Below are 18,419 nucleotides of genomic sequence, written 5' to 3' on the forward strand. Positions count from 1 at the left end.
TATAGTATTTTTCAGTTACTTAACACTCTTTAAAGCCTCAAATACATCATCCAAATCTGATTGAGTCAGCTGACTCATACTAAAATCACTAGGTGTTGGTTCTGATTTCTCTTTTGCCACACAATGGTTGATAATATGAAGAAGATGACTTTTATACTGGTCAAGAATGTTTTCGACTGTCCCGACATTGTATTGGATAGAGTTAAACATAAGATTAAGCTTTAATTTCCCATCGGTAACAATTGCAGTAAGTTCAATACCCGTGCCATGTTTATTCTCCAAACTAACTGGTTCTCCCATTGGCATCACAGGGTATTTCGCTTTGCTATTAATTTCAAACTGTCCCAGATAATTAAAAATAATTTCTGGTTTTATCTTATATTTTATTTTATTTTCTTCCGCTGGAACCAAATACCTGAGTACACCGTAACCTGCACCTTTGCGGGGTACTTTTCGTAATGTTTCTTTTACTCCTTTAATAACACTACCAAGATCGCTTGAAGGCACATCAAATACCACAGGAAACATGCTTGTAAACCAGCCAATCGTCCTACTTAAATCTGCTCCTTTTATGAAATCTTCACGACCATGGCCTTCTAAGCTGACTGCCATCCTATTTTCTCCTGTCCATTCCTGAACTGTTAGAGCAAGCGCCGCAAGAAGAAGGTCATTAATTTCAGTCTGGTAGGCCCGATGGGCTTCTGTCAGAAGCTGGTGTGTTTCTTTTTCGTCAAGGCTGAAGTGCAGAGCTTCTATTTTACTGAAGCTTCCATCGTTTTCCCTGTCCTTCGGCAGGGGAGCCACTTTCATAGATTCGACACCTTCCCAGTACGGAATCTCTTTTTGTATAGCCCTGCTCCTTGCATACTCAGACAGCCCACTTGCCCAAGCACGGTAAGAGGTGGACTTCGGTGGAAGAACTTCTCCTTTCTCATATAGACGATAGAAATCCTCCAGAAGAATCCTCCAGGACACTCCGTCTACCACAAGATGATGAATAATAATTAATAAATAACTTCCTACGTCAGTCTCAAAAATCCCCAATTTTATCAGCGGACCTTCTTCGAGATTAAGGCCAGCCTGGAGGTAATTCGCTTCTTTCTCAATTAAAGGTTTTGCATCTGTTACTCCCCTAAAGTCAAATCGCTGAAGAGTAAAATCAATAGCTTCCGTTCCCCGGCTGTACTGCTTCGAAGAAGGATAAACCATTCGGAGCGCATCATGATGCACGCAAAGTTTGTGGAAAGCCTCTATCACCGCTTCACTATTCCACTCTTCCTCTCGGAACAGCATCATAGATTGGTTAAAGTGTTCTGGTATAGGAAACTGCTGTTCAAAAAACCAACGCTGTATCGGCGTCAGAGGTACATCGCCCTGAATTAGGCCTTGCTCTGCAGATGCAGCTGCGAACCGAATATATGGAACAAGCTCGTATACTGTTGGATTTTTAAACAAGTCTTTCATCTCGAATTTCAATCCATGTTCGTTCAGCCTAGCTGCAATTTGGATCGCTTTAATGGAGTCTCCTCCCAATTCAAAAAAGTTATCATGAATGCCAACTCGTTCTGTCCGGAGTACTTCTTCCCATACAGTTGCTAAGAGTTTTTCCCTATCTGATAGAGGTGCTGAGTACTCTTCCCTCAGTGGCGCCGCACTTGTCGGCTCAGGCAGTGCTTTTTTGTCAATTTTTCCGTTAGGAGTAAGCGGGAAGGATTCGACCTCAACAAAATACGAAGGAATCATATAGTCAGGTAAAACTTCTCGCAGATAATTTCGAATGGAAGAAACCGTAACCTTCCCTAAAGAAACTATATATGCACAAAGATAGCTATAATCTTGCTCATCTATTACGGAAATAACAACGGCTTCCTTAACGGCACTATAAGTTAAGAGACGACTTTCAATCTCTCCTAATTCAATACGATGCCCGCGGATTTTGACCTGGTCATCCATTCTTCCAAGGTACTCCAGATTCCCATCTTCCAGCCATCGGGCCAGGTCACCTGTTTTGTACATCCGCTCTCCTGGTTGAAACGGATTTTCGACAAAGCGCTCTTCCGTTAGCTCTGGACGATTCAAATAACCTCTAGCCACACCTTCCCCGGCCACATACATTTCACCGCCAATTCCAACGGGTAGGAGGTTCTTCTGTCCATCCAGCACATACACCTGAAGAGTGGGAATCGGCTTTCCAATATTGCTGATGTTAGTCTCGATTTCTTTTTCAGTAATTTCCTTATACGTGACATGAACAGTCGTTTCCGTAATCCCGTACATATTAATCAACTGAGTAGAAGGATAGGCTGCTTTCCAGTCCTTCAGCTGCAGAGGGGACAGCTTTTCACCCCCAAAAATAACTTTACGGACCGGCATCTCGGCTGCCCTCACCTTTTTCATCTGGTGAGAAAGCTGATAAAATGCCGTAGGCGTCTGATTCAAGATGGTCACTTTCTCTTTGAGAAGCAGCTCAGCAAAAGCCTCCGGATCCCGAGCCACAAAAGATGGAACAAGAACTAACCGGCCTCCATACAACAAGGCACCGTACATTTCCCAAACTGAAAAATCAAAACAATAGGAGTGGAACAATGTCCAAACATCTTCTTCCGAAAAGTCAAAGAGATTCTGATCGTTAAACAAGAGACGTATCACGTTTCGGTGTTCCACCATGACTCCTTTCGGCTGTCCAGTAGATCCCGAGGTATAGATGATATAAGCCAAATCATCCGGACCAGCTTCCGCTCCCAGATCCGCAGAATTTTCTTTCTCCCATTCCCGTTTCCAAAGCTCCAGTACCTGTCCGGAATAATGGGCGGGAACGTCTTCTGCATACTGGACAATCAACTTTTCGGCCCCGCTATCTTCAAGCATATAGCGGATTCTTTCCTCCGGATAATCCGGATCAATCGGAAGATAAGCTGCACCCGCCTTTAATATACCGAGGATACTTATAATCATCTCGGGTGAACGATCGACTAGAAGGCCTACTATCTGTTCGCGACCTACCCCCTGCTTCTGAAGAAAGCGGGCCACTTGGTTAGATTTTCTATGCAGTTCGCTATAAGACACAGAACCTTCTTTATACTGTAAAGCAACTTTATCTGGAACTTTTTTTACCTTGTCCATAAATATTTCATGAATAGTCTTTTCCCTTGGATATTCTGCCTCCGGAGGATTAAACTCTTTCAAAATCTGACTACTCTCATATGGAGTAGCTAATTGAATATTGAATATTAGTTTGTCTAAATCATCAGTAATCTGTGAAAGCAGATAAGAGAAATGAAGGTACATTTTCTCTACCGTTTCTTTTCTGAATATACTAGTACTATACTCTATCATTACCTTCAGTGAACTATCTTCTATTATGGTCCATGTGAGATCATATTTTGCATTCCTCCTACGCCAAGAATATGGCGCCACATTTAACCCAGGAATATGAATCTCATCAATTTTCATATTTTGCATAACCATCATTGTATTAAATAGAGGCTGACGACTAAGATTTCTTGGTATATTCAATTTTTCTATGAGCTCTTCCAGTGGATAATCCGCATGTTCAAATGCTTTTAGAATTCCAGATCGAACATTTGCAATAAATTCTCTAACAGATAAAACTCCTTTTGGTTCATTTCGAAGTGGTAAAGTATTGATGAACATCCCGACAACGTCTTCTAAATCTGAGTGTTCCCTTCCCGCTACAGGAGAACCTACCACAATATCCTCCTGTCCTGTATATTTAGAAAGCAGAATAGTATATGCTGACAAAAGAATCATATACAATGTAGAGCCTTCTGCTGCTGAAATACTTTTGAGCTTCTGATATAACTTACTATCCAGTTCAAACTCTAAGGTTTCACCAAAAAAGGACTGCACAGGAGGACGGGGAAAGTCTGTCGGTAGTTCAAGAACCGGCGGATCACTTTTGAAACAGTCCAGCCAATATTCTTCTCCGGCTTTTATTCTATTTTTATATTCAGCAGTCTGTTGCCATTCAGCAAAATCCTTATACTGAATTCTTAAAGAAGGCAGCTCTTTACCCTGATACAATTGGATAAATTCCTGTATAAGAATATTTACAGAAATGCCATCTGAAACGATATGATGAAAATCCAACATGAAAAAATAGCGAGTCGATTCCACTTTCACCAAAAGTGCCCGAAAAGGAAGGCCTGTTTCTAAGTCAAACGGTCGAATAAACTCATCAATAATTTGTGGCAATCTCTCTTCTGTTATTTCTTTTAGTTCAAACTCAAAATTGCAATGGGACTCAATACGCTGAATTAACCGATCATTCTTAAGGTGAAAAGTGGTTCGTAGAGGTTCATGACGGTCAACCAAGCTGGATAGTGATTGGTGAAGTCGATCTATATCTAATGTTCCTTCCAGCTCTAAAATTAAAGGCATATTATAATGAGTAGATTGTGTGCCCCCCTCAATTTGTTGGACTACATACATTCGGCGCTGAGCAGCAGAAACCGGGTAGTATTCCCTCTTTGGAGCCCGTTTAATAACATGGAAATTCTCTTTATCTGAATCCCTAATATATTGGGCCATATCCATTAGTATTGGGTTTTCAAAAATCTTCTGAATTGGGATACGGGTTTCAAACTTTTTGTGAATGGCCGCAGCCAACTGTGTAGCTTTTAATGAATGGCCACCAAGCTCAAAGAAATGGTCCCTTCTCCCCAGCTGTTTTATGTCCAGTACTTTACTCCAAATTTCAGCAAGCTCTCTTTCGGTATCATTAATTGGTTCCTCATACTTGCCAACTCTCTCTTTTTGTGGTTCTGGTAGTCCAGCCTTATCAATTTTCCCATTAAAAGTAAGGGGAAATCGGTCTAGAAAGACATAATAAGCAGGAATCATATATTCTGGCAGCATTCCCTTTAAGTAAGTGCGTATAGAATTTTGACTCCGTACTTCATTAGTAACCATATAAGCGCATAGATACGACTGCCCCTGATTGTCGTTCCTCGCAATTACACACGCTTCCTTAATGTATGGAACAGCAAGAAGTCTGGCTTCAATTTCTCCTAATTCAATGCGGTGCCCGCGGATTTTGACCTGGTCATCCATTCTTCCAAGGTACTCCAGGTTTCCATCTTCCAGCCATCGGGCCAGGTCACCTGTTTTGTACATCCGCTCTCCTGGTTGAAACGGATTTTCGACAAAGCGCTCTTCCGTTAGCTCTGGACGATTCAAATAACCTCTAGCCACACCTTCCCCGGCCACATACATTTCACCGCCAATTCCAACGGGTAGGAGGTTCTTCTGTCCATCCAGCACATACACCTGAAGAGTGGGAATCGGCTTTCCAATATTGCTGATGTTAGTTTCGATTTCTTTTTCAGTAATTTCCTTGTACGTAACATGAACAGTCGTTTCCGTAATCCCGTACATATTAATCAACTGAGTAGAAGGATAGGCTGCTTTCCAGTCCTTCAGCTGCAGAGGGGACAGCTTTTCACCCCCAAAAATAACTTTACGGACCGGCATCTCGGCTGCCCTCACCTTTTTCATCTGGTGAGAAAGCTGATAAAATGCCGTAGGCGTCTGATTCAAGATGGTCACTTTCTCTTTGAGAAGCAGCTCAGCAAAAGCCTCCGGATCCCGAGCCACAAAAGATGGAACAAGAACTAACCGGCCTCCATACAACAAGGCACCGTACATTTCCCAAACTGAAAAATCAAAACAATAGGAGTGGAACAATGTCCAAACATCTTCTTCCGAAAAATCAAAGAGATTCTGATCGTTAAATAAGAGACGTACCACGTTTCGGTGTTCCACCATGACTCCTTTCGGCTGTCCAGTAGATCCCGAGGTATAGATGATATAAGCCAAATCATCCGGACCAGCTTCCGCTTCCAGATTCGCAGAATCTTCTTTCTCCCATTCCCGTTCCCAAAGCCCCAGTACCTGTCCGGAATAATAGGTAGGAACGTCTTCTGCATACTGAACGATCAGCTTTTCGGCCCCGCTATCTTCAAGCATATAGCGGATTCTTTCCTCCGGGTAATTCGGATCAATCGGAAGATAAGCCGCACCCGCCTTTAATATACCGAGGATACTTACAATCATTTCTAAGGATCGCTCAGTTAAGATTCCTACAATCTGATTCCGCTGTACTCCTTGCCTTCGAAGGCTCCTTGCCACCTGATTGGCCATTCTATTTAATTTGGAATAGCTAACTTCCTGGTCACCAAAGACCAGAGCAGTACGAGAAGGCATCATAAGCACCTGTTCTTCAAAAAGTGCTGAAAGAGTCTTTGTTTTTGGATAAGTTCCGCCAGTAGAATTAAACTTTTCCAAAATTCTAGTTTTATCCTCAACAGAAAGCATATCTATTTCATCTACCTGTACATCAGGTGAATGAACAACCGTATTTACCATCATTTTTAAATGTGAAAAAATGGCATGTATTGTATCTTGTGTATACCTACGTTCATTAAAAATAATTTTTATTATTAAATCCTGGCCAGGTCCAATAAGGAGATTAAAGTCATAATTTGTCTGATCAAATGCGTCCACTTCCGTTAAAGTGAACCCGTATTTATCCATACCTTCTCTGCTTTGAATCGAATCATCAAATGGATAATTTTCAAAAACAACCATGTGATTAACCAATTGATTTCCCGTTTCTTTACCGGATTGAATATCAGCAAGGGAAACGTAACTAAAAGGTTCTGACCTAAGAGCCTCTTCCTGCAGCTGCTTAACTAGCTGCAGGAAGCTCTGGCCGGCAATTTTTTTAACCCTCACCGGCACTGCATTAATAAATAAACCAACGATTTTCTCAACACTAGGTATTTCTGATGGCCTACCAGAAACAATTGATCCAAAAACAGCATCCGTAGTATTGTTATATCTTTGTAGAAGAATGCCCCAAATTGCTTGGATAACCACATTTAAAGTGACCTTGCACTGTCTGGCTAAATCATTTAGCTTCTTGGTAATATCGGTTCCGAGCCTAAAAACAATCTCTTTCCTTTCATAACCTAGTAAAGCCTCAGAAGTACTTCTGCTTGGAAGGTTTGCAATTTGATTGTAGTCTTTTAAATAGTTATCCCAATAAACCCGAGCTTCTTTCTGATCTTGCTTTTGTAACCATGAAATATACTTACTGAATTCAGCTGGTTTTTCCAGCTTTGGCTCTTCCCCATTACGGATTTTCCCATATAAATCGAATAGTTCATTTAAAACAATTCCAAGAGACCACCCATCCATCAAAATATGGTGGAAGCTCCATATAAACGTATAATCTTCTCTACTAGTCTGAAAAACAGCAAATCTCATCAGTAGATCTTTCGAGAGATTAAAACCCTTCTTCTTATCTTGTGATTTATAGTATTCTATTATTGAAAACTGCTCTTCTGCAGGTTTAGAAGAAAGGTTTTGATAAGCAATTTTTATGCTCCTCTCTTTTAGAACAACCTGTTTAGGTTTACTAACCCCCTCATGAAGGAAGACGCTTCTGAAAATAGCATGTCTTTCAATTAACAAATTGAAGCATTTTTCAAACACAGGCAAATCTAAACTGCCTTTGAATTTAAAAGCCATCTGTTCAAAATAGGCATCACTATCACTGAGCAATGAATGGAAAAGCATACCTTCCTGCATTGGAGATAGACTATATATGTCATCAAATTTCTTCTCTTTCAAATTATCCCTCCATCCCATAAAGCTAGTGTAACTTTCTCAAGATGAGAATTTAGATATTATCTATAAGCTGAGATATAGCATCTAGCTCTTCAAATGTAAGTTCTTCATCAGAAAAATCACTAGGTGTTTTTTCTACATCTGTCTTTCCGGCACAATGATTGATAACGGCTTTTAGCCATTCCTCATATTGCCTAATTACACTTTCAATAGTCTTATAATGAAATTTTTGAGAATCATAACTTACTTGAACTGTTAATTGACCTGAAGTGATAAAACCATTGAAGTCCAGTCCATTTGAAAAATGATTAATCGGGCTTACTTGAAAACCCATTGGCATCGTAGAATGCGTCTGGGTGCCTTCGATTTCAAACCTACCAAGATAATTAAAGCTTATCTCCGGTTTTCTCTTTCCTTGCCATTTGAACACTCTTTTATCAGAAAGGTATTGAAGTATCCCATATCCTGCCCCTTTATTTGGTATTTTCCGCAATGTTTCTTTTACTCCTTTAATAACACTGCCAAGATCACTTGAAGATACATCAAATACTACTGGAAACATACTTGTAAACCAACCAACCGTCCTACTTAGATCTGCTCCTTCTATGAAATCTTCGCGGCCATGTCCTTCTAGGTTGACTGCCATCCTATTTTCTCCTGTCCATTCCTGAACTGTTAGAGCAAGCGCCGCAAGAAGAAGGTCATTAATTTCAGTCTGGTAAGCCCGATGGGCTTCTGTCAGAAGCTGGTATGTTTCTTTTTCGTCAAGGCTGAAATGCAGAGCTTCTATTTTACTGAAGCTTCCATCGTTTTCCCTGTCCTTCGGCAGGGGAGCCACTTTCATAGATTCGATACCTTCCCAGTACGGAATTTCTTTTTGTATAGCCCTGCTCCTTGCATACTCAGACAGTCCACTTGCCCAAGCACGGTAAGAGGTGGTCTTCGGTGGAAGAATTTCTCCTTTCTCATATAGACGATAGAAATCCTCCAGAAGAATCCTCCAGGACACTCCGTCCACCACAAGATGATGAATAATAATTAATAGATAACTTCCTACGTCAGTCTCAAAAATTCCTAATTTTATCAGCGGACCTTCTTCGAGATTAAGGCCAGCCTGGAGGTAATTCGCTTCTTTCTCAATTAAAGGTTTTGCATCTGTTACTCCCCTAAAGTCAAATCGCTGAAGAGTAAAATCAATAGCTTCCGTCCCCCGACTGTACTGTTTCGAAGAAGGATAAACCATTCGGAGCGCATCATGATGCACGCAAAGTTTGTGGAAAGCCTCTATCACCGCTTCACTATTCCACTCTTCCTCTCGGAACAGCATCATAGATTGATTAAAGTGTTCTGGTATAGGAAACTGCTGTTCAAAAAACCAACGCTGTATCGGCGTCAGAGGTACATCGCCCTGAATTAGGCCTTGCTCTGCAGATGCAGCTGCGAACCGAATATATGGAACAAGCTCGTATACTGTTGGATTTTTAAACAAGTCTTTCATCTCGAATTTCAATCCATGCTCGTTCAGCCTAGCTGCAATTTGGATCGCTTTAATGGAGTCTCCTCCCAATTCAAAAAAGTTATCATGAATGCCAACTCGTTCTGTCCGGAGTACTTCTTCCCATACAGTTGCTAAGAGTTTTTCCCTATCTGATAAAGGTGCCGAGTACTCTTCCCTCAGTGGCGCCACACTTGTCGGCTCAGGCAGTGCTTTTTTGTCAATTTTTCCGTTAGAAGTGAGTGGGAAGGATTCGACCTCAACAAAATATGTAGGAATCATATAGTCAGGCAAAGTTTCTTTTAAATGATGCCTGATTGCTGAAATAGTCCAGTCAGATTTCGTAATAAGGTAAGCACATAAGTAAAATTGAGCCTTTTCATCTCTATTGACTACAACAGTTACATCAGCAACAGCACTGTGTGACAGCAACCTATTTTCAACCTCTCCTAATTCAATCCGGTGTCCCCTAATCTTCACCTGTTGATCAATCCTCCCCAGGTACTCAAGGTTTCCATCTGGCATCCAGCGGACAAGATCTCCCGTCTTATAGATCTGATCGCCAGGCACGAAAGGATTCTCCACAAAACGCTCTTCTGTCAAGTCCGGTCGATTCAGATATCCACGGGAGACTCCGTCTCCTCCAATAACCAGCTCTCCAGGAATCCCTTCCGGCTGAAGCTGACCACTAGGACTTAAAACATAAGCCGATGTATTACTGATTGGCTTCCCAATCGGCACCGTATGGAGGTTAATCATAGACTCAGTAACAGGGCAAGCCGTGGCAAACACTGTTGTTTCGGTTGGTCCGTATACGTGAATGAGCCTGTCTTCTCCCATTGCCCTCAATGCTTTTCGCACATGTTTGACTGACACCATTTCACCGCCAAACAGGAGCTTTCGCAGCCCTTTTAGACTTTCAAGATCCACATCCACAAGCGTGTTGAATAGCGCTGTTGTCATGAACGAAATTGTTACCTGTTCTTCTTGGATTAGGCGTGAGAGCCGGAGGGCATCTCCAACCGTTTCCTTCGGAACGAGCACCAACCGCGCTCCATGAAGAAGTGATGCATAAATATCAAAGGTAGAACCGTCAAATGCATAATTGGACAACTGAAGGAACCGGTCAGTTTCTTTCACTTCCAAATAGCCGTTGTTAATAACCGTCCGGATGACATTCCGATGGGTAGTCAGATTTCCTTTCGGTTTCCCAGTAGATCCTGAAGTATAGACAATATAAGCCAAGTCTTCTGGCCCGGAAGCCCTACCTAGATTGGAAGAATCCCTTTCCTCTAAAGCTTCCTCAATTGTAAGAACCTTCCCTTCATAGGTGTCCGGAAGAACGCCTCCGTGAAGAATTACAAGTTCGGTTCCGCTGTCATCAATCATATATTGAATCCGTTCCGCCGGATAACCTGGATCGATTGGAAGATAAGCAGCACCAGATTTAAGAATGCCCAGTATACCTGCAATCATTTCAAACGAGCGCTCCGTGAGAAGTCCAACTGTCTGCCCTCTCTTTACTCCCTGTTTTACTAGGCTATGTGCGATCTGGTTAGCCATTCCATTTAGCTCTTGATAGCTAAGCTTCCTGTCTTCGAATATCAGCGCTACATTATCTGGATTTTTCGCTACTTGCTTTTCAAAAAGCTCCTGCAGCGATTTATCCTTTGGATAATGTTTCATAATATCGTTCTTTAACAGCAGCTGTTTCTTTTCTTTTTCTGTTAACAGTTCAATATCATCCAACAGACAATCTGGATTACTAATGATTTGTTGCAAAATATGATTATAATGATTAGCCATTTTTTTAATGGTTATTTCTTTAAAGAGACTAGATTTATACTCTACTGTAAACTGGAGTGTTTCCCTTTCCACAAATGCCCAGGTCATATCAAACTTTGAAATAGACCAGTTCCATTTATAAGGATGTAAATGAAGTCCAGGTATTTCAACTTGGTTATCTATATTCTGCAAAGTAAACATAGTATCGAATAATGGATTTCTGTCCAGAGTTCTGGAAATATCCAACTGTTCAATGAGTTCTTCGATAGGTATATCTGCATTTTCAAAAGCATTCAATACTTCATGCTTAACTTGTGATAGAAATTCCTGAAAAGATATATTCCCTGCTGATTTATTCCGAATTACTAATGAGTTAACGAACATACCAACAACCGGTTCTAACTCTGCATGCGGTCTCCCCGCTATTGGCGTCCCAATCAATATATCATCTTGGTTTGTATATTTTGAGAGTAAAACATGATAAGCAGCTAGTAGAATCATATACAATGTTGTGCTATCGTCATTTGAGAAGGCAGCCTTTAGTTTTGCAAGCTCACCAGCAGACACTTCAAAGTTTAGTGTTTTTCCCTCAAAGCTTTGTACTTTTGGCCGTTTATAATCCGTGGATAGCTCTAATACAGGTAGTTCTCCTGACAGGCGTTCAAGCCAGTAGGATTTCTGCTTTTTCAAATGCTCCTGCTGAGCTATTTCACGTTGCCAGCCCACATAATCTTTATATTGAACCTCTATTTTTGGAAGTACTTCCCCTTGATACAGGAGAGAGAGATCTTCTAAAAGCACAGCCACTGAAATACCATCTGAAATGATGTGATGCATATCTAACATCAAAATGAAGCGGTTATCCTTTAGTTTTACAAGACTTGCTCGAAAGAGAGGAGCGCAACTTAAATCAAAAGGCTGTATGAAAGACCTTATCAGTCCTGGCATTTCTCCTTCATCAGCCTGCATAAAATCCATACTCCATTTAACTTCAGAATGAACTTTTTGAGTGAGCTCCTGCTTGTTCAAATGAAAAGAAGTTCGTAGTGACTCGTGCCTACTTATCAGGGACTTTAATACAGAAGCTAACTGGTCGACATTTAAGTTTCCTTCTATCTCAATAATGGCCGGCATATTATAGTGAACTCCAGATTCTCTTCCCTCCAACTGATTCACAGCAAACATACGCCTTTGAGAAGAGGAAACTGGGTAAAAAGGTTTTTCTTCCATTGGAAGAATAGATTTATACTGTATTTCTTTCGAATCATAAATCAACCTGGTCATTTCCTTCAGAGTGGTCGAAGTGAATATCTGTCGTAGAGAGACTGCTTTATTAAATTCCTTCTGAATCCTATGGACCAGAACAGATGCTTTTAGAGAGTGTCCGCCTAATTTGAAAAAATCATCTGTGCGACTGACATTTTCGATACCGAGCAGTTCTTTCCAAATCTCAGCCATTTTTATTTCTCTTCCTACAGGTAGTTCGTAATCCACTTGGAGATCTCTGTATACAAAAGGATTTGGGAGCGCTCTTTTATCAACCTTTCCATTTGTCGTAAGCGGTAGTTCTTTCAATCTTATAATGCTAGTAGGGATCATATACTCTGGTAATTTCCTTTTTAATTCCATCTGTAGATCCTGTTCGGACCACTCTGTCTCTGACACTACATAGGCACATAAGTAGGATCCGTACTCGTGGCTATTTGCTGTTATCACAACAGCATTTTGGATATCCGGATTTTCAAGTATCCTGGTTTCAATTTCTCCTAGCTCTATCCGGTGTCCTCTCAATTTAACCTGCTCATCCATTCTTCCAAGATATTCAATATTTCCATCTGGTAACCAGCGTACCCAATCGCCCGTTCTATATAACGTTCCATTTCCAAAAGGATTTTTAACAAACCGCTCGGCCGTAAGACCTGGAAGATTTAGATAGCCTTTTCCTACCCCTTCTCCTCCAATACACAATTCGCCAGGAACGCCAATAGGCTGAAGCTGGAGATATTGGTTTACTACATATAGAAAAGTATTATTTAAAGGCTTTCCAACCGGAACCGTTCCTGTAACCTTTACTGCTGAATCTACAGCATATGTTGCTGCAAAAACTGTCGTTTCAGTAGGCCCATATCCATTAATCAGTCGGTTTTCTCCAAGGTAGTCAAAAGCTTTACTTACATGTTTAACAGAGGCCTTCTCTCCACCAAAAATAATTTTCCTCATGCCTTTCAAACAAGAAAGTTCCAAGTCGACAAGCGCATTAAATAGGGCTGCCGTCATAAAGGAAACAGTAATATTCTCATCCTGGATATATCCCGACAGTGCTTTCATATCTAATGCCGTTTCCTGTGGAATCAATACAAGAGTTGCTCCATTCAGCAGAGCACTGTAAATATCGAATACAGATCCGTCAAACGCGTAATTAGAAAGCTGCAGTATTCGATCTGTTTCTAAGATTTCAATATATCCGTTGTTTATAATTGTCTTAATAACATTTTGATGAGCAGTAAGATTTCCTTTAGGTTGTCCGGTCGATCCTGAAGTATAGATGATATAAGCTATATCTCCCGGTTCATTTTTATTCAATAGATTATGACTGGATTCCCGAGCCCACGCTTTCTCACTAAGAATTAAGACCTGACCCATATAACCCTCTGGAATTAATTGCTCACTCTGTACTACTATGAATTCTGTTTGACTGTCTTTAAGCATATAACGAACCCGTTCTGAAGGGCTGCTTGGCTCAATTGGGACATATGTTCCTCCCGCTTTCAAAACCCCGAGCATGGCTACAATCATTTCAGCTGATCTTTCCAAGATAAGCCCTACTGTATGGCCGCGAGCGACCCCTCTTTTCTGCAGACTACGGGCCACTTGATTCGCCTGTTCGTTTAATTCTTTATAAGTTAATAGACATTTCTCCATTGAAATAGCAATTTGATCAGGAGCTTCAGCTGCTTTATCCTCAAAGATCTCATGAATCGTTTTAGATCTCGGATAGTGTTCCTTTCTTCCACTGAACACCTCTACCAGAATATCGACTTCTTCTTTTCCAGCCAACTGAATATCAGCAATTGGCATCTCAGGACTGCTGATAATCTGCATGAGAATATGATTAAAGTGGCTTTGCATCCTTTCAATCGTTTCCCTTTTAAACAGGGCTGTACTGTATTCAATCGATATGGAAAGAGCGTCATCCTCAATCACAATCCAGTTCAAATCAAATTTCGCATTTCTCCAGCTCCAGTTATATGGATGAATATGTAATCCCGGAATATTCAACTTAGCAGCATCCATATTCTGAAAAGTAAGCATGGTATCAAACAGAAGATTTCGATTCATCGAGCGGTGTCCACCCAACTGGTCTGCCAGCTCTTCGATTGGATAATCTGCATGTTCATAAGCTTGCAAAACATTCTGTTTTACTTCGCTTAAAAACTTTGAGAAAGTCCATTTATCATCAAGGACATTCCTCAATGGAATTGTATGGGCAAACATACCGACGATTCCTTCAGTATCAGCATGAGATCGTCCTGCAACCGCTGTGCCAATAGCAATTTCTTTCTGTCCTGTGTACTTTGACAGCATGATATGATAAGCCGCTAAAAATGTCATAAATAAAGTGGCTCCGCTTTCGGTTGATACATCCTTTAGCTTCTGAATCAGATTAGGAGCTACCTCAAAGGTGCTAATCGCCCCCTTGTAATCCTTTTCCGCAGGTCTGCAGTAATCAGTCGGAATCTCAAGTATAGGCATTTCCTTCTGAAAAATATCTGTCCAGAAAGATTTCTGTTTATGGAGACGCTCTTTTTGAGTCGCACTCTGCACCCAGACAGCATAATCTTTATATTGAAGTGGAACCTCTGGAAGCTGATTCCCCATATACAGTTCTGCTAGTTCCTGCATAAGAATGTTCATGGAGATTCCGTCAGTAATGATATGATGCATATCAATCATTAGTAGGTGACGTCTGCTGCTCAACTTGATGATGCCTGCTCTTATCAAAGGAACTTTAGTAAGGTCAAAAGGCTGTATAAAAGAAGCTATAACTTGTTCAACCGCATCTTCTGTACACTCCGTGATTCTTAGACTAAAATCAGCTTTTTGATGTACTTTCTGCACAATCTCTTCTTCTCTTGCAATGACTGTTGTGCGTAGTGACTCATGTCTTTGAATCAGAGACATAAAAGCTTGATTTAATTGTTGCAAATCTAAATTACCGTGAATTTCAAATACACCAGGGACGTTATAACTTGTATTTTTTTTGTGCTCTTCAAGCTTTTCTACCAAATAAATTCTTTTTTGGGAGGATGTCGCTGGGTAATAATCACTTACCTTTACCGACGGAATTCGGTCAAAAGTGCCTTTCTGGTTGCTCTGTATATAATCAGCCAGCTCTTTTACTGTCGGCCGCGAAAATATCACCTTGAGAGGCAACTGGACTTTAACCTCTTTATGTAGACGCGAGGCGAGTAGCGTAGCCTTGAGTGAATGTCCGCCAAGTTCGAAAAAGTTATCATAAAGGCTCACTTTCTCGACACCGAGTATATCCTGCCAAATCTCTGCTATTGTTTTTTCTGTTTCTGTTTCTGGATCCTTATATAGTTCTATCACGCTACTAGGAGCAGGCAGCCTACCTTTGTCCACCTTCCCATTTGAGGTGAGTGGAATTTCATCCAGCTGCACAAATCTTGCAGGAATCATGAAACTAGGAAGCTTTTCCTGTAAAAATTTCTTCAATGCTACAGTTTCTACTTTCAACTCAGCCACATAATAAGCATATAAGTAAGATCCATTCGATCCTTCTCCTTTTAAAGCTACTACACAGTTTTGTATGTCAGGATATTCAGCCAGTCTAGCCTCGATCTCGCTTAGTTCTATTCTATGTCCACGGAGTTTTATCTGTTGATCCAATCTCCCCAGGCATTCCAAATTCCCATTAGGTAGCCAGCGTACTAAATCGCCAGTTTTATATACCTTACCTTCACCGAAAGGATTATCTATAAAGAATTTGTTTGTAAGCTCACTTTGGTTTAAATAACCTTTGCCTACTCCATCTCCGCCTATATATAATTCCCCAGGAACACCCATTGGTTGAAGATGACCAGAGCGGCTTACAACATACAGCTGTGTATTATTCATTGGACGACCTATAGGAATACAATCTAAGGAATTTACTTTATGATCAGCTTCATACGTTACAGCAAATACCGTTGTTTCCGTTGGACCATAACCATTAATTATCCGGTTATCTCCTAGATAATTGACGGCTTTGCGAACATGTTTTATAGAAGCCTTCTCGCCGCCCATCAAGACTTTTCTCAAGTTTTTCAAACAAGATATCTGCTCATCTACAATTACATTAAACAATGCGGTAGGCATAAAAGATATCGTAATATTTTCCTCTTCCATTAACCTTGCAATTTCCTTAAGATCGCTAGCAGCTTTGTTTGGAGCAAGCACGAGTCTAGCTCCATTCAACAAGGCACTGTATATGTCAAACACGGAACCATCAAAAGCGTAATTCGCTAACTGGAGAAGCCTATCGGCCGTTGTAATTTCAATATAGCCGTTATTTTTCACTGTTTTAATGACGTTACGGTGGGAAATCTGGCAACCTTTCGGTCTCCCAGTGGTACCAGATGTGTAAATAATATAAGCTGTGTCATCTGGTACATTTTCCTTTGCAAGGTCATCCTTTCCTTCCTGCATCCATTCGCCTTCTTCTAAAACAAGAGCATGACCTTTAAAGAAATTAGGAATTAGTTTTTGTACCTGAACGACTAAATGATCCGTACCACTGTCCTCCAACATATACTGAATTCGATCTGAAGGATATGTTGGATCGATAGGAAGATACGCACCACCAGCTTTTAAAATACCGAGCATGCTGATTATCATCTCTGCCGAACGTTCCATCAGAAGAGCAACTGTCTTTCCTCGAGATACTCCCGACTTTTGTAGATGTTTAGCTATCTGGTTTGCTTTTTCATTTACTTCTCTGTAGGTAATAGACCGCTCTCCGAACACTAGAGCTATCTGTTCAGGCAAGTGTTTTGCCTGTTCTTCAAATAACTCAGAAAGCACTTTATCCTTCGGATAATCTGTAGTAGTCTGGTTCCACTTCTCAAATATTTTTAGTTCTTCCTCTGTAGCAAGACTAATGTCTCCAATGGCAGTAAGAGGAGATTCTACTGCCACCTGGGCCAACTTCTCGAGATAAACAGGCAGTCTTTTAATGAGCTCTTTAGGATAGACAGCTCCGTTATATGTTATTTTTCCGTTTAACTCTTCACCTGCATGGAGCTGAATAACCAATTCGTAGTTTGTCTGCTCAAAAGCTGTAACTCCGGTTATTCTAAATCCCAGTTCAGGATCACCATTCACCCCAGACCAGTCCATTGGATAATTCTCAAATGCAAAAATATGATCAAATATTGGCCCTTGTGCTGCTTTCACTGATTGAATATCTGCCAGAGAAATAAAGTCATAGTTTTTCGCCTCTAATGAAGCACACTGCACCTGACTAAGGACCTCGACGACCGTCTCATCATCTAATGCTGCAATCCGGACAGGGATGGTGTTTATAAACAATCCAACAATTTTTTCTACTTCAGGAATATTTGACGGCCTTCCAGATACCACTGAGCCAAAGACAACATCATCAATATCATTCAACTTCTGAAGTAGAATTCCCCATAAGGTCTGGATAAGAATGTTTAATGTCACATGCTGTGATATAGCCAACTCTTTCAGCTTCCTTGTCAATACTGAATTTAATCTGAAATGAAGTTCTTCCCTTCTATATTCACTTGATAGATTGGATTTTTTATAGGGGATCCCCGACAGATTCTCATATCCATTTAAATATCCAGCCCAGAAAGCCTTTGCTTCTTCTTCATTCTGCTCTTCCAGCCACCGTATATAAGCACTAAATGGCATTGATTTCTCATTTTGGTTTAATTGGCCGTGCTGCTGACATCTATACTCCTCAAACAGTTCCTTAAGCAATAATCCGATGCTCCAGCCGTCCAATATAATATGATGAAAGCTCAACAGAATCTGATATGTAGCGTCTCCTGTCCGAATTACCACCATCCGAAAAAGGAGATCCCGGGAAAGATCAAATCCTCTTTCCCGGTCCTTACGCTTTAGGTTCATCAGAAAATCATACTGTGCACTTTTGCTTAGGTTGGATATATCCTCTACTTGAACAGATGTTTTTCTACTTTTTAGAACGAGCTGTGTTGGCTCCTTTACTTTTGAGTACAAAAAGACTGTACGTAAAACATCCTGTTTTTCAACGATTCTATTCAAACTAACTTCAAGATGTTTTACATTAAGATTTCCTTCTACCTCCATCGTCATCTGCTCAAAATAAGCATGGTCCTTTGGATGATTTAAACAATGAAATAGTATTCCATGCTGCATCGGAGATAGACGGTATAGGTCATTTACGTTTTTTTTATTAAACACACCCTATAACCCC

The 18,419-nt window shown here is 40.7% G+C and carries 2 protein-coding genes; both read right to left on the bottom strand.

The annotated features are described in order from the left end of the window. Positions 1-15 precede the first annotated feature (15 nt). Positions 16-7,656: an amino acid adenylation domain-containing protein gene (locus tag AC1M36_RS16480; RefSeq protein WP_479846047.1), complete on the bottom strand. Its 7,641-nt coding sequence runs from the start codon at positions 7,654-7,656 to the stop codon at positions 16-18. 49 nt (positions 7,657-7,705) lie between these two features. Next, the gene (locus AC1M36_RS16485; protein ID WP_479846048.1) at positions 7,706-18,406 is read right to left on the bottom strand and encodes a non-ribosomal peptide synthetase; all 10,701 of its coding nucleotides are present in this window, start codon (positions 18,404-18,406) and stop codon (positions 7,706-7,708) included. Positions 18,407-18,419: the final 13 nt, after the last annotated feature.

It is taken from the genome of Bacillus sp. Medicinal_06 (assembly GCF_056711665.1).